20 protein-coding genes and 1 pseudogene are annotated in these 21,568 nt (G+C 57.2%); 17 read left to right on the top strand and 4 right to left on the bottom strand.

Annotated elements, in window-relative coordinates:
• Nucleotides 1–13 precede the first annotated feature (13 nt).
• The 9 genes and pseudogenes from citC to DXXMK7_RS09580 all read left to right on the top strand — a co-directional run bounded on the left by citC (nucleotide 14) and on the right by DXXMK7_RS09580 (nucleotide 8,162).
• Nucleotides 14–1,058, top strand: a pseudogene (gene citC / locus DXXMK7_RS09545) ([citrate (pro-3S)-lyase] ligase).
• 32 nt (nucleotides 1,059–1,090) lie between these two features.
• Entirely contained in the window at nucleotides 1,091–1,381 is a 291-nt protein-coding gene (gene citD, locus DXXMK7_RS09550; RefSeq protein WP_033568418.1) for a citrate lyase acyl carrier protein, read from the top strand.
• Nucleotides 1,381–2,271 carry a citrate (pro-3S)-lyase subunit beta gene (gene citE / locus DXXMK7_RS09555; RefSeq protein ID WP_038918883.1) on the top strand — a complete coding sequence of 297 codons (891 nt, stop codon included), beginning with the start codon at nucleotides 1,381–1,383 and terminating at the stop codon, nucleotides 2,269–2,271. Before citD ends, citE begins: the two co-directional genes overlap by 1 nt.
• Nucleotides 2,272–2,377: 106 nt before the next feature.
• On the top strand, nucleotides 2,378–3,907 hold the full coding sequence (citF, locus tag DXXMK7_RS09560) for a citrate lyase subunit alpha (RefSeq protein ID WP_038659240.1): 1,530 nt from the start codon (nucleotides 2,378–2,380) through the stop codon (nucleotides 3,905–3,907).
• Nucleotides 3,904–4,446: a citrate lyase holo-[acyl-carrier protein] synthase gene (gene citX, locus DXXMK7_RS09565; protein WP_193745945.1), complete on the top strand. Its 543-nt coding sequence runs from the start codon at nucleotides 3,904–3,906 to the stop codon at nucleotides 4,444–4,446. The genes citF and citX overlap by 4 nt, the downstream gene beginning before the upstream one ends.
• The gene (gene citG, locus DXXMK7_RS09570; RefSeq protein ID WP_038918884.1) at nucleotides 4,424–5,332 is read left to right on the top strand and encodes a triphosphoribosyl-dephospho-CoA synthase CitG; all 909 of its coding nucleotides are present in this window, start codon (nucleotides 4,424–4,426) and stop codon (nucleotides 5,330–5,332) included. Before citX ends, citG begins: the two co-directional genes overlap by 23 nt.
• Nucleotides 5,333–5,556: 224 nt before the next feature.
• A complete protein-coding gene (locus DXXMK7_RS09575) occupies nucleotides 5,557–6,309 on the top strand; it encodes a flagellar brake protein (protein ID WP_038918885.1) in 753 nt (250 codons plus the stop codon).
• Between the two features lie 235 nt (nucleotides 6,310–6,544).
• Entirely contained in the window at nucleotides 6,545–6,811 is a 267-nt protein-coding gene (locus tag DXXMK7_RS21875) for a hypothetical protein (protein WP_071605199.1), read from the top strand.
• Complete coding sequence (locus DXXMK7_RS09580) at nucleotides 6,804–8,162, top strand: APC family permease (protein WP_038659232.1); 1,359 nt, start codon at nucleotides 6,804–6,806, stop codon at nucleotides 8,160–8,162. Before DXXMK7_RS21875 ends, DXXMK7_RS09580 begins: the two co-directional genes overlap by 8 nt.
• 82 nt (nucleotides 8,163–8,244) lie before the next feature.
• On the opposite strand, the gene DXXMK7_RS09585 is transcribed toward DXXMK7_RS09580, so the two are convergent.
• Together DXXMK7_RS09585 and sbcB are read right to left on the bottom strand one after the other, a co-directional pair.
• Nucleotides 8,245–8,832, bottom strand: coding sequence for a hypothetical protein (locus DXXMK7_RS09585; protein ID WP_127350715.1), 588 nt, complete (start codon nucleotides 8,830–8,832; stop codon nucleotides 8,245–8,247).
• A gap of 31 nt (nucleotides 8,833–8,863) precedes the next feature.
• Nucleotides 8,864–10,294 carry an exodeoxyribonuclease I gene (sbcB, locus tag DXXMK7_RS09590; RefSeq protein WP_038920949.1) on the bottom strand — a complete coding sequence of 477 codons (1,431 nt, stop codon included), beginning with the start codon at nucleotides 10,292–10,294 and terminating at the stop codon, nucleotides 8,864–8,866.
• A 514-nt stretch (nucleotides 10,295–10,808) separates the two neighbouring features.
• Between sbcB and DXXMK7_RS09595 the strand changes: the two genes are divergently transcribed.
• Entirely contained in the window at nucleotides 10,809–11,147 is a 339-nt protein-coding gene (locus DXXMK7_RS09595; RefSeq protein ID WP_013317748.1) for a DUF496 family protein, read from the top strand.
• Between the two features lie 72 nt (nucleotides 11,148–11,219).
• Here the strand turns inward: DXXMK7_RS09595 and DXXMK7_RS23055 are convergent, their stop codons facing one another.
• Nucleotides 11,220–11,810: a hypothetical protein gene (locus DXXMK7_RS23055; RefSeq protein ID WP_231348864.1), complete on the bottom strand. Its 591-nt coding sequence runs from the start codon at nucleotides 11,808–11,810 to the stop codon at nucleotides 11,220–11,222.
• A 49-nt stretch (nucleotides 11,811–11,859) separates the two neighbouring features.
• Between DXXMK7_RS23055 and DXXMK7_RS09605 the strand changes: the two genes are divergently transcribed.
• The 7 genes from DXXMK7_RS09605 to DXXMK7_RS09635 all read left to right on the top strand — a co-directional run bounded on the left by DXXMK7_RS09605 (nucleotide 11,860) and on the right by DXXMK7_RS09635 (nucleotide 20,694).
• Nucleotides 11,860–14,160, top strand: coding sequence for a ComEC family protein (locus DXXMK7_RS09605; protein ID WP_071605200.1), 2,301 nt, complete (start codon nucleotides 11,860–11,862; stop codon nucleotides 14,158–14,160).
• 38 nt (nucleotides 14,161–14,198) lie between these two features.
• On the top strand, nucleotides 14,199–15,947 hold the full coding sequence (gene msbA, locus DXXMK7_RS09610; protein WP_038659221.1) for a lipid A ABC transporter ATP-binding protein/permease MsbA: 1,749 nt from the start codon (nucleotides 14,199–14,201) through the stop codon (nucleotides 15,945–15,947).
• Nucleotides 15,944–16,957: a tetraacyldisaccharide 4'-kinase gene (lpxK, locus tag DXXMK7_RS09615; protein ID WP_038918888.1), complete on the top strand. Its 1,014-nt coding sequence runs from the start codon at nucleotides 15,944–15,946 to the stop codon at nucleotides 16,955–16,957. Before msbA ends, lpxK begins: the two co-directional genes overlap by 4 nt.
• 40 nt (nucleotides 16,958–16,997) lie before the next feature.
• Complete coding sequence (locus DXXMK7_RS09620; RefSeq protein ID WP_013317752.1) at nucleotides 16,998–17,180, top strand: Trm112 family protein; 183 nt, start codon at nucleotides 16,998–17,000, stop codon at nucleotides 17,178–17,180.
• Nucleotides 17,177–17,929 carry a 3-deoxy-manno-octulosonate cytidylyltransferase gene (gene kdsB / locus DXXMK7_RS09625; protein WP_038918889.1) on the top strand — a complete coding sequence of 251 codons (753 nt, stop codon included), beginning with the start codon at nucleotides 17,177–17,179 and terminating at the stop codon, nucleotides 17,927–17,929. Before DXXMK7_RS09620 ends, kdsB begins: the two co-directional genes overlap by 4 nt.
• Before the next feature lie 286 nt (nucleotides 17,930–18,215).
• Complete coding sequence (gene pelN, locus DXXMK7_RS09630; RefSeq protein WP_038918891.1) at nucleotides 18,216–19,535, top strand: pectate lyase PelN; 1,320 nt, start codon at nucleotides 18,216–18,218, stop codon at nucleotides 19,533–19,535.
• Nucleotides 19,536–19,797: 262 nt separating this feature from the next.
• Complete coding sequence (locus tag DXXMK7_RS09635) at nucleotides 19,798–20,694, top strand: YcbJ family phosphotransferase (protein ID WP_038918892.1); 897 nt, start codon at nucleotides 19,798–19,800, stop codon at nucleotides 20,692–20,694.
• Nucleotides 20,695–20,734: 40 nt separating this feature from the next.
• On the opposite strand, the gene elyC is transcribed toward DXXMK7_RS09635, so the two are convergent.
• On the bottom strand, nucleotides 20,735–21,514 hold the full coding sequence (gene elyC, locus DXXMK7_RS09640) for an envelope biogenesis factor ElyC (protein ID WP_038659208.1): 780 nt from the start codon (nucleotides 21,512–21,514) through the stop codon (nucleotides 20,735–20,737).
• Nucleotides 21,515–21,568 lie beyond the last annotated feature (54 nt).

Genomic DNA, 21,568 nt, shown 5'->3' on the forward strand with positions numbered 1-21,568 from the left:
CAGGATAACCGTTATGTACGCCGATGAGAGTTTTACTTTTTCCACGCTGGATGTTCGCGTCCAACCCCGTGAAGTGGCTGAAGTCAGTCAGTTTCTCGGGATGTGCCAGTTGGGCATGGACAAGGATATCGAGTTTTTTGTGGTGGGCAGGCATAACGGCCAACTGGTTGCCTGTGCCGGGTTGTGCGCGAATACCATCAAGTGTGTGGCGGTGGATCCCGGCTATCGTGACCTCAACCTGGGGGTGAAAGTGGTGAACGAGGTGGTGCAGTTCGCCGCCGAACGTGGCCAGTTCCATCTGTTTCTCTACACCCGCCCCTGCAATATCACGGTTTTTCCGCGGTTGCGGTTTCTACCCGCTGGCCTGTTATGAAGACAAGGCCGTGTTGATGGAAAATACGCCTATCGGCATCAAACAGTATTGCCAGTCCCTGGCGACACAGGTCAAACCGGGTCGGGATATCGGCGCCATTGTGATGAACGCCAACCCGTTCACACTGGGGCATTGTTATCTGGCGGAGCAAGCCGCCCGTGCCTGTGACTGGCTGCATATTTTCGTGGTGCGGGAAGATGTGTCCTTTTTCCCGTTCACCGAACGGCTGGACATGGTACGTCAGGGGGTGGCGCACATCCCGAATCTGACGGTTCACGCCGGGTCGGAATACATGATCTCCAAAGCCACGTTTCCGGGCTATTTCCTGAAAGAAGAGCAACTGATTACTCAGGCCCATGCGGCGCTGGATCTGATCATCTTTCGCCAGTACATCGCACCGGCGCTCGGTATTACCCGGCGCTTTGTCGGCACAGAACCCTTCTGCCCGGTAACGCACCGTTATAACCAGGATATGCACCACTGGCTGGAGCAGGCCGGGCAGGTTGCCGCGCCGGCGCTGGAAGTGGTGGAAATTGAACGCACTCGCGAACACTCCGGCCTGGCGATTTCCGCCTCTGAAGTGCGCCGGTTACTGAAGCTGCGTCAGTTTGAACATATCCGCGAGATCGTCCCGGCGACTACGTTTGCGCATTTACAACGCTATGGCGAACTCGCCTGTGCGTAACGTGTTTTTAATGTATTAAGCAGGTAAACAACATGAAAATTATCAAGGAGGCCCTGGCGGGCACCTTTGAATCCAGCGACTTGCTGGTCAAGGTGGCGCCGGCGGAAGGCCAGTTGACCGTGGTGATAAACAGTGAAGTCATCAAACAGTTTGGCGCACAGATCAAGCAGGTGGTGAACGACACCCTGAGCACGCTGGGCGTAGAGTCCGGCACCATCGTGGTTGAAGACAAGGGCGCGCTGGATTGCGTAATTCGTGCCCGGGTGCAGAGCGCCGTGCTGCGTGCCGCCGATGTTGATCAGATTGACTGGGAGAAACTGTGATGAGCACCACTCAGCCGAAAAAACTGCGCCGTAGTATGCTGTTCCTGCCGGGCGCGAATGCCGCCATGTTGTCCAACGCTTTCATCTACAAACCGGACTCCATCATGTTTGACCTGGAGGACGCCGTTTCCCTGCGTGAGAAAGATACCGCGCGCCTGCTGGTTCACCATGCGTTGCAGCACCCGATGTATCAGGGCATCGAAACCGTGGTGCGTATCAATCAGCTCAATACTCCGTTCGGTCTTAAGGATCTGGAAGCGTCTGTGCGAGGCGGCGCGGATGTCATCCGTTTGCCGAAAACCGACTCTACCGACGATGTCGCCGAGCTGGAACACCATCTGGCGCGCATCGAAAAAGAGTGCGGTCGTGAAGTCGGTTCGACCCGCATCATGGCGGCGATCGAGTCCGCGGTCGGGGTGATCAACGCCGTGTCTATCGCCCGCTCCTCCGAGCGCATGATCGGCATCGCGCTGGCGGCGTTCGACTATGTGATGGATATGCAAACCGAACGCGGCGACGGCACCGAGTTGTTCTATGCCCGCTGCGCGGTGCTGCATGCCGCTCGCGCTGCCGGTATCGACGCCTTTGACGTGGTGTACTCCAACGTCAACGACGAAGAAGGGTTCCTGAAAGAAGTGGAACTGATCCGCAAACTGGGCTTCAACGGCAAGTCGCTGATCAACCCGCGCCAGATCGAACTGCTGCACAACGCCTACGCGCCGACTCAGGATGAGGTGGATTACGCTCATCTGGTCATCAAGGCGGCGGAAGACGGCGAACGCGCCGGGTTGGGGGTAATTTCGCTGAACGGAAAAATGATCGACGGCCCGATTATCGACCACGCCCGCCGGGTGGTGGAGCGTGCGCTGGCCTCCGGCGTGCGCAAATAAACGCAGGCCGGGTAACCGGATGGAGTCTGGTTTGTAATAGTTTCCGCACTGGCCAGCTGGCGGCGTGATATCGCGCTAGCGGGCCTCGCAATGACAGGATTGGATCATGAGTAACTTTATTGAAGCACTGCAGAAGCAATATCCAGAAAAAAGCCATCTGCAACCGTTCGTCAATGCCAACCACAGTACCCCCTGGCTGAATGACGTCACCGAAAAACACCAGCGCAAGCTGTGCGCCGATCTGGAAGAAGCCATTCGCAAAAGCGGGCTGCAGGACGGCATGACGATTTCGTTCCACCACGCGTTCCGTGAAGGGGACAAGGTGATTAACCACGTGGTGGACACCCTGGCCCGTCTGGGTTTTAAAAACCTGACGCTGGCTTCCAGTTCGTTGATGACCTGCAACGCGCCGCTGATCGAGCATATCCGCAATGGCGTGATTACCCGTATTTACACCTCCGGCATGCGCGGCAAGCTGGCGGACGCCATCTCTCACGGCCTGATGAAAGAGCCGGTACAGATTCACTCTCACGGCGGCCGCGTGCATCTGCTGCAGAGCGGCGAGCTGAAGATTGACGTCGCATTCCTCGGGGTGCCGAGCAGCGACGAATTCGGCAACGCCAACGGCACGTCGGGTAAATCCCGCTGCGGCTCGCTCGGCTACGCGATGGTCGATGCGCAGTACGCCGGTAAAGTAGTGCTGCTGACCGAAAGTCTGGTGCCGTTCCCTAACATGCCGGCCAGTCTGGTGCAGGACCAGGTGGACTTTGTGGTGCCGGTGGAAGAAGTCGGCGACCCGGCGAAAATCAGCGTAGGCGCGGCGCGCGTCACCAGCAACCCGCGCGAACTGCTGATTGCCCGCAGCGCGGCAGACGTGATCGAACACTCCGGCTATTTCAAACCGGGCTTTTCGATCCAGACCGGTTCCGGCGCAGCGTCTACCGCCTGTACCCGTTTTCTGGAAGATCGCATGCAGAAGCAGGGCGTGGTGGCGAGTTTCGCACTCGGCGGCATCACCGGCAGCATTGTCGACTTGCATGAAAAAGGACTGATTGAAAAGCTGCTGGACACCCAGTGCTTTGACGCCAACGCCGCGGCATCGCTGGCGAAGAACCCCAACCATGTGGAAATCTCCACCAATGTCTACGCCAACCCCAGCTCCAAGGCCGCCTGCTGCGACCAGTTGGACGTGGTGATTCTGAGCGCGCTGGAAATCGATACCCAGTTTAACGTCAACGTGATCACCGGTTCCGACGGTGTCATGCGCGGCGCGTCCGGCGGCCATTGCGACGTGGCGACGGCGGCTAACCTGACTATCGTGGTCGCGCCGTTGATTCGCAGCCGTATTCCGACGGTAGTCCGTCAGGTAACGACCTGCGTGACGCCGGGCAGCGCCATCGACGTGTTGGTGACTGACCACGGCATCGCCGTTAACCCGGCGCGTCCGGATGTAGCGGAACGCCTGATCAACGCCGGTCTGAGCGTGATGTCGATTGAAGAACTGTACCAGCGTGCGATTCAACTGGTGGGCGAACCTAAAGCCATTGAATTCCACGATCGCATCGTCGGGGTGATTCGCTACCGTGACGGCAGCGTGATTGACGTGGTACGTCAGGTTAAAGAGGACAACGAGTGAGCGATGCTGCGATAGACTCAACGGTCGCCGTCCCACTGGAAAGCCTGCTGGCGGCGAAGGAACGCCGCTGTGCCCGCCAGCAGCAATTGCTGGCGCGGCACCAGTCTACGCTGGTGTCGCTGACGCTGGTGACGCCGGGTCCGGTTAAAGATTCGCCGCTATATCGCCGGGCGATGACGGAAGCGGTCGCGGCGTTCAATGACTTGTGCCTGGCGCGCGGCTGGGAAGCGCTGGAGCAACAGTTGCACTGGTTGGATACCGGCGCAGAGGCATTCTGGGTCATCACCAAGGATGCATTGAGCGTTAAGGCGGCGGCCATTGCACTGGAAGATCAGCACCCGCTGGGGCGGTTGTGGGATTTTGACGTATTTTGTCCGCAGGAAGGGTCGATCAGCCGAACGTTACTGGCGCATGATCGTCGTCGATGTATACTCTGTGATGAATCGGCGCATGCCTGCGCGCGTTCGCGCCGCCATGCGTTACCGGACGTGATTGAAAAAATCGAGGGTATCCTCCATGCCTGGTTTAACGCACACTGAGTCGAGTGTTTCCTCTCCGTTACTGACAACGCTATTTCCTGATGCCACCGGCGCGCTGGTGGCACTACCTACTATTCACCAGCAGGTGGCTGACGCCCTGACCATTGAGGTGATGCTGACACCAAAACCCGGTCTGGTGGATCGGGATAACAACGGCGCTCATCGCGATATGGATGTGCCGCTGTTTCAGGCCAGTATCGCCGCGCTGGCTCCCTGGTTTTCACGTTTTACCGAAGCAGGCATGGCGCATAGCGCGTTGCCGATAACCCAGCTCCTGCCGCAGGCGCGGCCTATCGGCATCGCCGCCGAACAGGCGATGCTGGCTGCGACGGGCGGCGTGAATACGCACAAAGGCGGCATTTTCGCCTTTGGATTACTGTGCAGCGCAGCCGGTTGGCTGGCGGGCCGTCGGCTACAACTGACGCAGGACAGCCTGTGCCAGTGCGCCGCGCGGATGAGCGCCGATTTGGTGCGTAATGAGCTGGAGAACAGTCAGCACACCGCGACGGCTGGAGAACATCTGTTCCGGCGTCACGGCTTGACCGGTGCGCGGGGAGAAGCCGCCAGCGGTTTTGCTACCGTTCGTCAGCATGCGCTGCCCGCTTATCTGCGCGCTCGCGCTCAGGGGCAGGACGACGAATCGGCCTTGCTGCAGACGCTGGTGGTATTAATGGCCCACAATCCGGATACCAACGTAGTCTCCCGTGGCGGAATGGAAGGGCTGGCGTTCGTACAGTCGTATGCGCGGGCATTGCTGTCCGGCGGTGTGACCCGACAGGGGCTGCAGGAGATGAATCAGGCGCTGGTCGAGCGTAACATCAGCCCTGGCGGTAGCGCCGATCTGCTGGCGCTAACCTGGCTGCTTTCTCACTATCCCCGCGTCTGAACCTCGTCTATTATTGGCAAGCAGTCCCCCCATTCTTTTCATGAGTTTTCGCCTCGCGCTGCGGGGCGTTACTGTGTGCCGGATGTTCCATGCGTACAGTGCATAAGCGAATGAACAGATAAAACCCTAAAGTTGATGGCATGAATGTCGATACTAGTGCCATGCTGTATCCTGGGGGTTCTGGGACACTGAATGACGCATTAACCATTCAATTGACGGTGGGGATGGATGTAGTGGATAACAATATGAAAGAGCAGTACGCCAGGCGCAATAAAATGGCTATTTGCGCCACATTACGCGGACTGCAAAAGCAAGACGCCACAGTAATGGTGTATCACACGCACGGTCAGTTCATCAGCAAGATCCTTGAGGTTGATTCAGACGAAGAGGAGTTTCTGTTTGACCTCGGCGCGCTAGAGCGTGAAAACAGTCGGGCGTTGTTTGCGGGTGAACTGGAGTTTGCGGCAGAAACGGCTGGCGCCAAGGTTGAATTTCGTTCCACGATCATCAGAACGGTCGAACATGACGGTTTTCCCGCCTTCTGCGCGGCGGTTCCCGACGTGCTGTACTATATCCAGCGCCGTAATTTTTTCCGCATCAATTCACCTGCCTGGCCGCCCATGAGCTGTCGGGGAGAGCTGCCGGATAACACCCATTTCGAATTTAGCCTGAAGGATTTGTCGCTGGGCGGTCTGTCTATGTACACCGACGACAAAGCGATGGCTGAATTGTTTGAACCGGGCATGCTCCTGAAAAACATTGATGTGGATCTCGCCAGCTACGGGCAATTCTGTCTGGACTTGCATTTTGTCAATCATGCCACCACCAAAGTCGTTGACAGTAAAGGCGAGGTGAAGCAGATCGAGCGTCTGAGCTTCAAGTTTTCGACGCTAAATGCCGCGCAAGAACGGGGATTACAGCAGGTGATAACCGAACTTGAACTGGATCAAAACGAAAAACGCAAACGGCTTCGCTGAGCCGTTTGATCCGTGCCGGCGACAGAGTTGACCGCGCAAGTCGTACACGATTGGCTTCACAGGTCTTGTCTCTGATTGCCGACTGGGGCAAAATACGCGCCCTGAAAAACCGACGCATACCTATCGCGTCGGTTATTTTTTTGTATTTCATTAAGAGGCCGGCGCTGTTGATGGCACCGGACAGATATCGGTAAAACGCATGCTACGGGCTGCGTAGAGTTAATAGAGAGACATAATGGGGCAATCAGTTGTTTTGGAGCCGGTGCCCGCCGGCTGGTGCTGCAAGCGCAGCGACAAGGGCGCCATGCTGGCGTGCCTGACATCGGGCGGCGTATCGGCTGCTCACCTCGGCTACGGCGACACCGCTCGTCCGTTCGCTTCCAGACGTTCTGGATACCTGAAACACCGCCGCACGGCGTCTTCGTCATTCATAGCGGGATCATGGATGGTGAGTGGCGCCGATAAGGCCGCTGTCGGTAAAGGAGGTCTGCGTCATGACTGATTCCACTGTTTCCACGCCGCGCGTACAACTGCGTAAAACTCTGACCCTGGTTCCCGTCGTGATGATGGGCCTGGCCTACATGCAGCCGATGACGCTGTTTGATACCTTCGGTATCGTTTCCGGTCTGACCGATGGTCACGTCGCCACCGCATACGCGTTTGCGCTGATTGCCATTCTGTTTACCGCACTCAGCTACGGCAAACTGGTTCGTCGTTTCCCGTCCGCCGGGTCGGCCTATACCTATGCCCAGAAAGCGATTAGTCCGACTGTCGGCTTCATGGTGGGATGGTCGTCGTTGCTGGATTATCTGTTCATGCCGATGATCAACATCCTGCTGGCGAAAATCTATTTTGAAACCCTGATCCCCAGTATTCCGTCGTGGATTTTTGTGGTGTTGCTGGTGGGCTTCATGACGCTGTCCAACCTGCGCGGCATCAAAACCGTCGCCAACTTCAATAGCCTGATCGTCGTGCTGCAGGTCGCCGTGATGGTGGCCATCACCGGTATGGTGATTTATGGTGTGGCGCATGGTGAGGGCGCGGGTACGCTGACCAGCAGCCGTCCGTTCTGGTCCGATAACGCCCATGTGGTGCCGATGATAACAGGCGCGACGATCCTGTGCTTTTCGTTCCTTGGTTTTGACGGCATCAGTTCGCTGTCTGAAGAGACCAAAGATGCAGGCCGCGTGATTCCGAAAGCCATTTTTCTGACGGCGTTGCTCGGCGGCGTAATTTTCGTGGTGGTGTCCTACTTCCTGCAACTGTACTTCCCGGATATTTCACGTTTTCAACATCCGGATGCCTCTCAGCCTGAAATCATGCTGTACGTGGCGGGTAAGGCCTTCCAGTTCGGCATTCTGATTTTCTCCTGCGTCACCGTACTGGCGTCCGGTATGGCGGCGCATGCCGGCGTGTCCCGTCTGATGTATGTGATGGGGCGTGACGGCGTATTCCCGGAACGCTTCTTCGGTTATGTACATCCGCGTTGGCGGACGCCGGCGCTGAACGTACTGCTGGTCGGCGTTATCGCGCTGTCTGCCATCTCGTTCGATCTGGTTACCGCGACGGCGTTGATCAACTTCGGGGCGCTGGTGGCTTTCACCTTCGTCAACCTGTCGGTGATTTCTCAGTTCTATATCCGTGAACGCCGCAACAAGACGCTGAAAGACACCGTGAACTACCTGATTCTGCCGGTCATGGGCGCGTTGACCGTCGGCGCGCTGTGGCTGAATCTGGAAAGTACCTCAATGACGCTGGGGCTGGTATGGGCAGCGATTGGTCTGCTCTATCTGACGTTCGTGACGCGCAGTTTCAGACAGCCGGTACCGCAGTACAACGAAGATCTGGCGTAATGTGCTGACTGACGATGACAGGCTCCCGCGGGAGCCTGTTTTTTTATACGCCGGATGTGTGTCGTTTATCTGTATGCTGCGCTTATAGCGGAGCGGCGGCGAACAAATTGGTGCCACCCTGCCATACGCGAATAAAACGGATATGGTCTAGCACCAGCATAGCGGGCGACGTTTTCGCGTTCAGAAGTTGCTTGACGGTCGGCGATATGGTCGTGATTTCATCTTTTTCGTCCAGCAATGCGCCATAGGCAGCGACAACCGCGGCAAGATTATCGATGCCAGACTGCTGCGTCCCATCGCCAGCCACTATCAGTTTCAGCACAGTGATTCTCCCGGTGGCTTGAGAAACTTCACTGGTGAGTTTGATGTGTGAGTAAGTGCCGGAAGAGGCTTCGCTACTAAGCGGATCGTTGCCCATCGTGAACCTGAAAGTGCAGTGCAGGCGGAACAGGTTGTCATTAATGCGTGTGACCAATTCCCTGGGCGTGATAGCAAAAGACTTTTCTGCAACCTGCTGGGACGGTGAGACTAACTGGACCTGAGCGGACGCGGGCTGAATAAACGGCGCGGCACTGGCCGTCGGTAACATGATGGCCGACAAAGCAGCAAAAAAGACGATGCCAGAGCTGCAACAACGGGCAATCCGGTGTAACCGCGGCAGTAAGCGCATGATGCTTGTCCCGGTGTGATGTTGCCACATTTCAGGCGACCAGCCGTTGGGCATAGGCAACCAGTGCTTTTAGTAGCGCGGTTTTTTTCTCGTCATCCGCGTACTGCTGATACAAACTCTCCAGCACATCCGAATAAGACTGTAACCGCTCCGGGGTAAAGACCTCGCGACGATGCGCCAGCCAGCGCTGCTGCTCCTGCTCATCAAGCGTGCCGGGGAAATTGCGCGCCCGGTAGCGGAACAACAATTCCTCCACCCGGCGATCGGCAAACTGAAGGTTCAAGGCCGGAAGGTGCTGGGAATCGGTTTTACGAATGATGTCCATCGCAGCCCGATCGGCGTCGCTGAAAAAGCCATCGTACAGTTGCAGGTCCACATCCGTCGACGCTTCAAACGGCGGGGCATCGGCAAATAGCGCCACCACTTTCTCCCGTACGCTGCCATGCTGACGCAGCAGTTGCAGATTGTTCAGGCAGTGCTGACGGTCAATGCCCAGCCGCTCTGCGTCTTCCGGACGCAACGTGCTGGCCGGCGCCAGAACCGGGCATTTATTGATATGCACCAGTTTGATCGGCACCGGCGATTCATCTTCCGCCAGCAGCGCACGACGGGTATAAAGCCGGGTGCGCAGTTCATCCGCATTCAGCTCCAGCAACGGCTGAATATCGCCCGCCAGATCGCAGACGATGACTGCATTGCGGTTATCCGGATGCCAGGCCAGCGGCACAATCCAGCTAGTATTACCGCGCGCGGCGCCAAACATGCCGGAAACGTGTACCAGCGGTTTCATTTGCGGAATATCGATTAACGCGCTGACCTTGTTTTTGTTACGCAACGCGTAGAGATAGTCGAACAGTTTCGGCTGCGACTGTTTGAGCAGGCGCGCCATGGCAATGGTGGCATACACATCCGACATGGCGTCGTGCGCCTGAGTGTGTTCGACGCCATTGGCGTGCGTCAGGTGTTCCAGCCTGAAGCTGGGAAAACCGTCGTCGTTTTCCGGCCAGATAATGCCATCCGGACGCAAGGCATAGCACGCCCGCAGCATGTCCAGTAAATCCCAGCGAGAGTTGCCGTTTTGCCAACTGTAGGCATACGGGTCGTAGAAGTTGCGATAAAACAGATTCCGGCTGACTTCGTCATCAAACCGAATGTTGTTGTATCCCATGATGCAGGTGCCCGGCTCGCTGAACGCCTCATGGATATGGCGGGCGAACTCCGCTTCGCGTATCCCACGGCTTTGCGCCACCTGTGGCGTGATGCCGGTAATCATCACCGCTTCCGGGTCGGGCAGATAATCGTCGGTTGGCTGGCAGTAGATCACTACCGGCTCGCCAATCACGTTAAAATTCAAATCGGTACGGATGCCGGCGAACTGAGCCGGGCGATCTTTGGCCGGATGTTTACCAAAGGTCTCATAGTCATGAATGAAAAAAGTGGGTTCGGTGTGTTGATTTTGCACGGTTTCTCTCTGTTCAGCCTGGCGACGGCAAACGCTGGTAAACCAGTCATACCGCCGCGAAGCGTGTTTGTCACCGTCGGTTTTGCCCGGCGTAAGCGCCATGCGTAACGGCCCGCCAGTTTAAGGGCAAATCATCGTTCTTTCAGTAAAAACGGTGACGGACAACACAAAGCCGTCATGGTAAACCATCCTGCTGTCTGACAGAAGCCGACATGTGTGCCGCCCTGCGGTGTTGAATCGAGTCAGGTGCAATCAGAACGCGGGAGTGATAGGGTGCACATAAAGACAACGATTGCATCGGCGATATGGGAAAACCACCTTGTCGACGATAGTGGCTAACCTGTATGGTTAGTCTATGTTCCGCAATGATGCGCGTCGCTGGTATCGCTCACACAGTGTTATCAAAGCAACGATTGTTATCAGGGCGGAGGAGGATGCGCATTATTACGGGATACAGCCTGGAGTAACGCGGTCTCCGCATAACGAATTTTGATCGTTAAGTAAGGGTAGAAAAATGGAGAAGGGTAACACTAAGCCATGTTTCCAGGATGTACTGGAATTCGTGCGTATGTTCCGTCGCAAGAACAAGCTGCAGCGTGAAATTGCGGATAATGAAAAGAAAATCCGCGATAACCAGAAACGTGTGCTGCTGCTGGATAACCTGAGCGAGTACATCAAACCGGGTATGTCGATTGAAGATATCCAGAACATTATCGCCAACATGCGTAGCGACTATGAGGACCGCGTGGATGAATACATCATCAAAAACGCGGAACTGTCGAAAGAGCGCCGCGAGCTGTCCCGTAAAATCAAGGAAATGGGTGAAATCAAACCGCCGGTGGAGGCGAAATAATTTCACTGACGTTCAGGGCCGGCTTCCGGCCCTGATGCTTTTTGGGGCGGTGTGACTATTCAGGCAGCCCGACTATGACTGACTCATCACGATTTCCGGCGCCAGCGCGTTTCTCTGCATCATGCAGTTGCGCCATGCGCTGCCTGTCTCGCCTTTATCCAGCGCGTCTGCGTTGATGGCGGGGATCTCCCTCACTTTTGTGTCGATGACCTTGCCGCCGGTGGTGTCGATAGTCTGGTTTTTGATGTAATACCGCGTCATTACCCGGTATTTCCCGTCGAGGTGCCTTACCTGCGCCAGTAAATCAGTGGTGCATTCGTTGGCGGCGCGCGCCACATGCTGGAAGGCGCTATCGGTCGGCTCGTTGCGCGGCGTCATCGCGCAGGCTGACAACGCCAATACGCTGATGATGAAAATCCTGTTTTTATCCATCATGTCCCATGTTCCTTTTTGTTTTTCGCCAATAATCCGTGGCATATCCCTGTTTGCGCCACGATTACCATAACCGCCAGACGTGGCCTGCGGCATACCATTCAATGAACCACTTCTGCTTGTCAAGGCGAGAGTCGGCGGGCTGTTGTCGCGCTCATGCCGCTTCGCATTGTTGTTGCAATGGATTGCAACCGTTGCGGTTGTTTGCGTAGCCGATTCCGGGGTTGTCATGCGTTGCTTTCGCTAACATTCATGGGTTGGCACACTGCGTCCCAGCAGGATGACCGCCGGAAATTCGGCGATAAATGGTAAGGGACAAACCATCAGAATTTCATTGAACCAACTGGCGGCGACGTTGATAGCGGGCCCGTTGTTGTTGCTGATATTGCCGGATTTGCCGGATAGACGTTCTCTGATGTGGGGGCTGCCTGCGCTGTGGCTGCTTAAGACGCGCTTTTATCCGGTCGGCCTGGTGGTGCTTGGGGTGATTTGGAGCCTCTACAGTGGCCGGGCGATACTGAATCAGGTGGATCAGTTTACCCTGCGACCAGTGACGGCAAGGGTTGGCGTCAGTAGCGTCCGATTTGCGCAGGCGGATGCCGGGCAGGTCGTGGTGCGGTTGTGGGAGATCAACGGGCGTTGGGTGTTCCCGCCGCTCTATGCGCGGCTGGATGCACAGCCGCAGATGGCGGACTGGTGCGGCGGGCAGCAGTGGGAAGTCCGGTTGCGGTTACGTCCGGTGCACAGCCGGTTGAACGAGGGCGGTTTTGACCGTCAGCGTTGGGCGCTGGCTAAGGCGCAGCCATTGACCGGGCGGATACTCTCTGCCTCGGTGCTGACGCCAGAATGCGGTTTGCGCCAGCGTCTGGTTGAACAGGCGGAACGGCAAACGCGGTCATTGCCGTGGCGATCGATCATACTGGCGTTGGCGATCGGTGAGATGACACTGGTGGAGGATGACATCCTCGACGTGCTTCGGCAAACCGGAATCATGCACCTGATGGCGATATCGGGGCTACATATCGTGCTGGCGGCATTGTCTGGCTGGGGCGTGGTGCGTGCGGTGCAATATCTGTTGCCGGTTCATTGGGTAGAACATCGCGCGCCGTTGTGGTGTGGGTTGTGCTGCGCCTGGGGATACGTCTGGCTGGCCGGAGGAAACCCGCCGGCGGTAAGAGCTGCGCTGGCGTTATCATGCTGGACGTGGCTAAGGATACGCGGCGTATCGGTTTCATCGTGGCAAGTATGGCTATGGTGTGTGGCGTTGATTCTGGTTAGTGACCCACTGAGCGTGTTGTCGGACAGTTTCTGGCTCTCCGCGCTGGCGGTCGCAGCGCTGATTTTCTGGTACCAGTGGGCGCCGCTACCGCCGCATCTGCAACGGCCCAAACGTTGGGTATGGCTACGCGGATTGCATTTGCAGACGGGAATCACACTGTTGCTGATGCCGCTGCAAGTGTTGCTGTTTCACGGCGTCAGCCTGAGTTCGTTGCCGGCCAATCTGTGGGCGGTGCCGTTGGTATCGTTTATTACAACGCCATTGATTCTGCTGGCGTTGCCGATGATGGTCATCCCGGTGGCGGCGCAAGGCCTGTGGTGGCTGGCCGATCGTTCACTGGCGCTGGTTTTCCTGCCGTTGCAGGCTATGCCGCCGGGCTGGTTGTCGCTGGGCGAAAGTGCGGTGCCTTACAGTATGGCGGGATGGCTGGCGGTGATCGTCTGGCGTTTCGCCTGGTGGCGAACTTATCCCTTCAGCCTGCTGGCGCTGGTACTGGTGATGCTGCTGCGCCCCAAATCGCCCGCGCCGTCGTGGCGGGTTGACATGCTGGATGTCGGTCACGGATTGGCGGTGGTGATTGAACGACAGGGCAAAGCCTGGCTGTATGATACCGGTCCCGGCTGGGACGGCGGCAACATGGCCGATCGTGAAATCCTGCCTTATCTTAAATGGCGGGGATTGCTGCTGGAGGGCATCATTCTCAGTCACAGCCATCTGGATCACCGCGGCGGACTGGAGGCATTACAGCGCGCGTTTCCGCATGTCCCGGTATACAGCCCGTTGCTTGAGCCGGGGCACCGACCTTGCATACAAGGCGAACGGTGGCGCTGGCAAGGATTGACGTTCAGCGTTATCTGGCCGCCGTTGCGGGTGCGCGAAGCCGGTAATCACGACTCCTGCGTGGTGCGGGTGGACGATGGACGCTATCGGGTACTGCTGACGGGCGATCTGGAGCGTGAAGATGAAACCATGCTGCTGCGTACGCAACGTGAAATGCTGGCGGCGGATATCCTGCAGGTGCCGCATCATGGTAGTACCACGTCATCATCGCCGCCATTTTTACGGGCGGTGGGGGCGGGGCAGGCGTTGTCGTCCAACTCCCGATACAATCCGTGGCGTTTACCGGCTGTCGGCGTGGTGCGTCGTTACCGTCAGGGGGGAGATCGCTGGCACGATACCGCCAGCGACGGACAGCTGAGTGTGCGTTTTTTCGACGAAGGCATCGAAATGTTGCGCTACCGGGGTGAAATATCCCCTCGCTGGTACCATCAGTGGTTTGGCGCTTACCGGGATAATGAGTAATAATAGACGGCTATTTATCAAAGGCTCAGGTTTATTGCATGATTAATGATAAAGATCTCTCCACGTGGCAGACGTTTCGTCGCCTATGGCCGATGATCACCCCTTATAAGGCCGGGCTTGCGGTCGCGGCGGTGGCGCTGGTGGTTAACGCCGCCGGCGATACGCTGATGCTGTCCCTGCTTAAGCCGCTGCTGGATGACGGATTCGGTAAGGCCGACCGCAGCGTGCTGGTGTGGATGCCGCTGGCTATCATCGGACTGATGATTATGCGCGGTATCTCCAGCTATATTTCCAGTTATTGTGTGGCCTGGGTATCGGGTAAAGTGGTGATGAACATGCGTCGTCGTCTGTTCAGCCACATCATGGGGATGCCGGTTTCCTTCTTCGATCAGCAGTCTACCGGTACGTTGTTGTCACGTATTACCTATGATTCCGAGCAGGTGGCCGCCTCTTCGTCAAACGCGCTGGTGACCGTGGTGCGGGAAGGGGCCTCCATCATTGGCCTGTTCGTGCTGATGTTCTGGTACAGCTGGCAGTTGTCGCTGATTCTGGTGCTGATCGCGCCGATTGTTTCCTACAGTATGCGCGTGGTGTCCAAACGTTTTCGCAGCATCAGCAAAAACATGCAGAACACCATGGGGCAGGTGACGACCAGCGCCGAGCAAATGTTGAAAGGGCACAAAGAAGTGCTGATTTTCGGCGGACAAACCGTGGAAGTGGAGCGTTTCGACGCGGTCAGCAATCGCATGCGCCAACAAGGCATGAAGATGGTATCGGCATCCTCCATTTCTGATCCGGTAGTCCAGCTGATTGCCTCGCTGGCGCTGGCATTTGTACTGTACGCCGCCAGTTTCCCGGCGGTAATGGCAACCCTGACCGCCGGCACCATCACGGTGGTGTTCTCTTCCATGTTTACCCTGATGCGCCCGCTTAAGTCGCTCACCAACGTCAACGCCCAGTTCCAGCGCGGTATGGCGGCCTGCCAGACCCTGTTCACCATTCTGGATATGGAGCAGGAAAAAGATACCGGCACACGAGTACTGGAGCATGCTAAGGGCGACATCGAGTTCCGTGGCGTCAACTTCGCTTATCCGGGCAAAGAAACGCTGGCGCTGAAAAATATCAGCCTGCATATTCCGCCGGGGAAAACGGTGGCGCTGGTAGGGCGTTCCGGTTCAGGTAAATCGACTATCGCCAACCTCATCACCCGGTTTTACGATATTCAGTCCGGTGAGATTTTGCTGGATGGGCACGACCTGCGCGATTACACATTGCCGTCATTGCGTAGCCAGGTTGCGTTGGTGTCCCAGAATGTCCACCTGTTCAATGATACGATTGCCAACAATATCGCTTATGCCTGCGGTGACCGCTATAGCCGTGAGGATATTGAGCGCGCCGCCAAAATGGCGCATGCGATGGATTTCATCGGCAAGCTGGAGCAGGGCCTGGATACGGTGATCGGCGAAAACGGCGTGCTACTGTCCGGCGGCCAGCGTCAGCGTATCGCGATTGCACGCGCCCTGTTGCGCGATTGCCCGATTCTGGTGCTGGATGAGGCCACCTCGGCGCTGGATACCGAGTCGGAGCGCGCCATTCAGGCGGCGCTGGACGAATTGCAGAAAAACCGCACCGCATTGGTGATCGCCCACCGGTTGTCCACCATTGAGAAGGCGGACGAAATTCTGGTGGTGGAAGACGGGCAGATCATCGAACGCGGTCAGCACGGTGAGTTGCTGGCCCGAAACGGGGCGTATGCCCAACTGCACAAACTGCAGTTTGGCGCATGATTGAACGCATCTGGTCGGGGCGCTCCCCGCTGTACCGGCTGTTGCTGCCGCTGTCGTTGCTTTATGGCCTGATCAGTCATCTTATCCGGCTGAGTTACCGTTACGGCTGGCGCAGGGTGTGGCGAGCACCAGTGCCGGTGGTCGTGGTGGGTAACCTTACCGCCGGCGGCAACGGCAAAACACCGGTGGTGATTTGGCTGGTAGAGCAGTTGCAACAGCAGGGATATCGCGTTGGGGTGGTATCGCGTGGTTATGGTGGTAAGACGGAGCGCTATCCGCTGCGGGTCACCGATGAGGTGACCTCCGCTCAGGCCGGCGATGAGCCGGTGCTGATTTATCAGCGCACCGGCGCGCCGGTCGCCGTGGCGCCCAAACGGTGTGACGCGGTAGCCGCATTGCTGGCTCATCAGCCGCTGGACGTAATCGTGACCGATGATGGCCTGCAGCATTACGCGCTGGCGCGGGATATGGAACTGGTGGTGGTGGATGGCGTGCGCCGCTTTGGCAATGGCTGGTGGCTGCCAGCCGGGCCGATGCGGGAACGAGCCTCGCGCCTGAGTTCGGTTGACGCTGTCATTGTGAATGGCGGCGAGGCGAAAAGCGGTGAAATCGCCATGCAGCTCACGGCAGGGGACGCGGTTAATCTGCTGACCGGAGAACGCCGCCCGGTATCAACATTGCCTCCGCTGGTCGCCATGGCGGGGATCGGTCATCCACCGCGCTTCTTTGCTACGCTGAAAGCGCTGGGAAGCACGCTGGTGCGTGAAGTGGCGTTTGCCGACCATCAGCACTGGCAACCGGAAGAGTTACAGGCGCTGACCGACAATGACCGGCAGCCCCTGATCATGACGGAAAAGGATGCGGTGAAATGCCGCGCCTTTGCTCGCGCCAACTGGTGGTATCTGCCGGTTGACGCTGTATTGTCAGCGCCAGAATCGGCATTACTGTTACAGCGTCTGACGCGCCTGATTGATACGCATTGCGTGTCGCGCCAGACGGAAACCGGGTGACCGGCTATATTTTTGATAATCGCTTCTTGATGGAGGAAGCATGGATCATCGTTTGCTTGAAATCGTGGCTTGTCCGGTGTGTAACGGGCGGCTGATTTTTGACAAAGAAAAGCAGGAACTGATTTGCAAAATCGAAGGGCTGGCTTACCCGGTGCGGGACGGCATTCCTGTCCTGCTGGAAAATGAAGCCCGTACGCTGGCGCCGGATGAGATCGCACAATGACGTTTACTGCAATTATTCCCGCCCGCTATGCCTCCACCCGGTTGCCGGGCAAGCCGCTGGCGGATATTCATGGCAAGCCGATGGTGGTACACGTGATGGAACGCGCCCGCGAGTCTGGCGCCAGCCGTGTAGTGGTGGCAACCGATCACGCGGATGTCGCCCGCGCCATTGAACTGGCGGGCGGTGAAGTTTGCCTGACCAGCCCGGATCATAACTCCGGCACCGAGCGACTGGCCGAGGTTATCGACCGTTACGGTTTTACCGATGATGAAATCATCGTCAACGTGCAGGGCGATGAACCGCTGATTCCACCGGTGATCATCCGTCAGGTGGCGGACAATCTGGCCGGCAGCCGGGCGGGTATGGCTACGCTGGCGGTGCCGATAACTACGTGTGAAGAAGCGTTCAATCCGAACGCGGTAAAAGTGGTGACGGATGCCGAAGGGTATGCGCTTTACTTCTCGCGCGCCACCATTCCGTGGGAGCGGGACCGTTTTGCCGAATCCCGTGATGCTATTGGCGATCATTTCCTGCGCCATATTGGTATTTATGCCTACCGTGCCGGATTTATTCGCCGCTATGTCGGTTGGGCGCCCAGCCAGTTGGAGAAAATCGAAATGCTGGAGCAACTGCGCGTGCTCTGGTACGGCGAGAAAATCCATGTGGCCGTCGCCAAAGAAGTGCCGAGCGTCGGGGTGGACACGCCTGAAGATCTGGCGCGTGTCAGAGCGGTGATGTCGGCAGCCTGATTCCGACTCTCCGCGAATCTTTTCGATAAGCGTATGCGTCATTGGCGTATACGCTTTTTTTATCCCACAGATTATCGGATATCACTAAAGCCGGGAAATACGCTAATCACCCGCCGCTATTGTTATGCCACAAATGGTATAGCTTAATTAATAAATTTATTAGCAGGAATAATAAAAACCCGTGCCGCAGGTGCACAATTGTTAATCATGACTTATTATTGGTCGGCATTTATCCGATGGCGGTAAATGCTCTGGGTTTTGTTTTACTTAAGGATGGAGTGACACAATGAAAGTGAATAAAAAATTTTTACCCGCAATAATTGGATGCGTATTAGCCGGGACGGCAGCACAAAGTCTGGCCGCCGAATATTATCTGGCGCCGAATGGCAGTGATTCAGCCAGCGGCAGCAAGAGCGCACCCTGGAAGTCCTTTGCCCGCGCGCAGCAGACCCTCTCTCCCGGCGACCGCCTGTGGGTCCGCGGCGGAACCTACACCTTCACCGCCGGAATTAACAGCTGCGCCAGCCAGACGGATATCGTGAACGCCATTACCCTGAATAAGAGTGGTACTTCGGGTAACCGTATCGAATATGTGGCTTATACCGGCGAAACGCCGGTGTTTGATTTCAGCCAGATGAAAGATGATTGCCGCGTTAAAGGATTTAACGTAGTAGCCAGCTGGGTTACCCTCAAAGGGTTGGAAATCAAAGGGGTGCCGCAAAATAACAACAAGAACCACGAATCCTGGGGGGTGTGGATTAACGGCAGCAACAACCGTTTCGAACAACTCAATATTCACCACATCATGGGGACCGGGCTGTTTTTAAAGAACGGAGCCAACAATACCGTACTCAACACCGATTCTCATCACAACTATGACCCGCTGACCTCCAATGGCGCCGGCCAGAGTGGCGATGGTTTCGGCGCGCACATTGCCGCCAATATGCCGGGCAACATTTTCAGCGGCTGCCGCGCCTGGGCCAACTCGGATGACGGCTTTGACCTGATCAACGCCTACTCATCGGTAACGATTGAGAACTCCTGGGCCTGGTCGCACGGCTACCTGCCGGGCACTACCACGTCGCTGCCCGCTGGTAACGGCAACGGTTTCAAAGCCGGGGGTTACGGCGCTCAGTACGTGAGCAATGCGCCGAAACACATCGTGCGGAACTCGGTGGCGTTCCTGAATAAAGCCGCGGGTTTCTATGCTAACCATCACCCGGTGGCGAATGATTTCTTCAACAATACGTCGTTCAAAAATACCGTCAATTACAGCATGCGGGGCATCGATGCGAGCGGTAACGCCATCGCGTTGGGCACGCTGCGTAACAACATCTCTTATGCCGCACGTTCGCAATCGCTGGCCTATACCGATGGCGCCAACATGCGTTACAACTCCTGGAACTTCAGCAACGTGATTTCCGATTCTGAATTCCAGAGCGTGTCCACCACCGGCTGGGATGCGGCGCGTCAGGCTGACGGTAGTCTGCCGGTGCTGAAGCACCTGCGTCTGGCGTCAGACAGCTGGATGATCGACAAAGGCGGCGATGTCAAGATCGCCTATAAAGGTGCTGCACCGGATCTGGGCGCGTTTGAGCTGAAATAAGCGGCGAAAATGCTGCTATCCGCGGTGTTCATCGGAGAAGCCGCTCGATGACGTAACAGATGCCCGCTTCGGCGGGCATTTTTTTGCCGATGACGACGGCAATTGCAGCGTGGGCGCGCTGTCTATGCTTAATTCCGCCTTTCGTTAACCGACATGCGTCGCTACATATCCTGTTTTCTTTGATCTGTATTGGGGAAATTGTTGTGTGCTGCTCGCATGATAAGTGCAAGAGCGTGCCTGTAACAGCGAGATCTTATCGCCTATGGAACTGTTAAAAGCCGAGTTGAGTACGGTGCTGGGCGAGTCGCTCAGCCGTCTTGAACGCATCAGTGAACAACCCTATGCGCATCTGTATGCTTTGTATGACCGCGCGGGCAATGCCATGCCGTTGCTGGCGAAAAGTTATATCTGTCAGGGGATTGCCGGACAGGAAGCCTACAAGCTGACCATGCTGGCCCGGGAAGGCGAAGTCAGGCTGCCGACGGTCTACGGGATGGTGATGACCCATCAGTCCCCTTACAAAGAGCTGCTGCTTATCGAGCGTTTGCGCGGCGTGTCGGTGGAAGCGCCGTCCCGTTCGCCTCAGCGTTGGACGCTGCTGATGGACCAGATCGTCGAAAGCATGCTGGCGTGGCATCGTATCGATAGCCACGGCTGCGTCGGCACGGTGGACAGCACGCAGGACAACAGCTGGCAGAACTGGTATCGCCAGCGGCTGGAAGTGCTGTGGGCTACGCTGATGAACGTCAACGCCGCGCAGCTGACGCAGCAGGATCGCGCCGTACTGTACCGATCCCGGCAGAGTCTGCCCGCGCTGTTTGCGGATTTCGATGACAATTGCGTGCTGGTGCACGGCAACCTGACCCTGCGTAGCATGCTGAAAGATCCGCGCAGCGATCAACTGCTGGCGATGATCAATCCTGGCATGATGTTGTGGGCGCCGCGTGAGTACGACCTGTTCCGTTTATGTGAAGAGTCGGGCATGCCGGAACAACTGTTTTACCACTACCTGAAACAGGCGCCGCTGGCCGAATCCTTCGTCTGCCGCCGCTGGCTGTACATCCTGTGGGCCGCGGTTTCCCGCTACATCCACACCGGCCAGTTGGACCGCCCGTTGTTCGATACCGCGACCCGCGAATTACTGCCCTGGCTGGAATAATCGGCGACGCGGGCGATCCTTGATCACCCGCGTACAGGTATCAGGATTCCGGCGGCGGAGTAACGCCTTTCATTTGTTGCCAGATCAGACCCAATCCTTCATACCAGGCGCGCTCGCTGTGCGACAGATAAAGTGCGGACGGAAATACCCGTTCCCAAGGATTAAGCGGCGAAGTGATGGCCAACTGGTTGGCCGGCGCCGGGATCGGGTGCAGCCCGCGCGCCTGGAAAAAGTGGATGGCGCGAGGCAGATGATTGGCGGACGTCACCAACAGGAACGGCTGTTTGCCGACCAGCGCTTCGGTTCCGGCCGCCTCTTCTTCGGTGTCGCGCGCCTGATCCACCAACAGGATATCCTGCGCCGGGACGCCCAGGCTTTCGGCGACGCGGGCGGAAGTGCTGGCGCTGGTAACCGGATTGCCCTGCGCGGCTGCGCCGGTGAAGATCAGCTTGGAGCCAGGGTTGGCGCGCCATAGCCTTATGCCTTCGGTGACGCGCGCCAGACTGTTGTTGATCAGGTTGGCGCTGGGGGGCCAGTCCGGGTTGAAGGTGTAACCGCCGCCCAGCACCACGATGTAATTCGCCGTGGGGAAATCCGGCGTCCAGGTCGGATAGCGGGACTCCAGCGGCAACAGCAGCCGATCGGCCACCGGCTGCAGACTCAGCAACAGCAACGCCAGCCAGCCGCCGGTCAGCAGGATCCGGGCGGTTTTCTGCCAACGGGAAAACCACAGCAGGGCGAGGGCAAGCCCCATCACCAGCATCAGCAGCGGTAGCGGAAGCAACAGACTACCGATGTATTTTTTGACGGCAAACAGCATAAAATAGCGTCCCTTTTGAATGAAAAAACGCCATACGGGCGAAAATAGGCGTTC

The organism is Dickeya sp. MK7, assembly GCF_000406305.1.
In the GTDB taxonomy this organism is placed as follows: domain Bacteria; phylum Pseudomonadota; class Gammaproteobacteria; order Enterobacterales; family Enterobacteriaceae; genus Dickeya; species Dickeya fangzhongdai.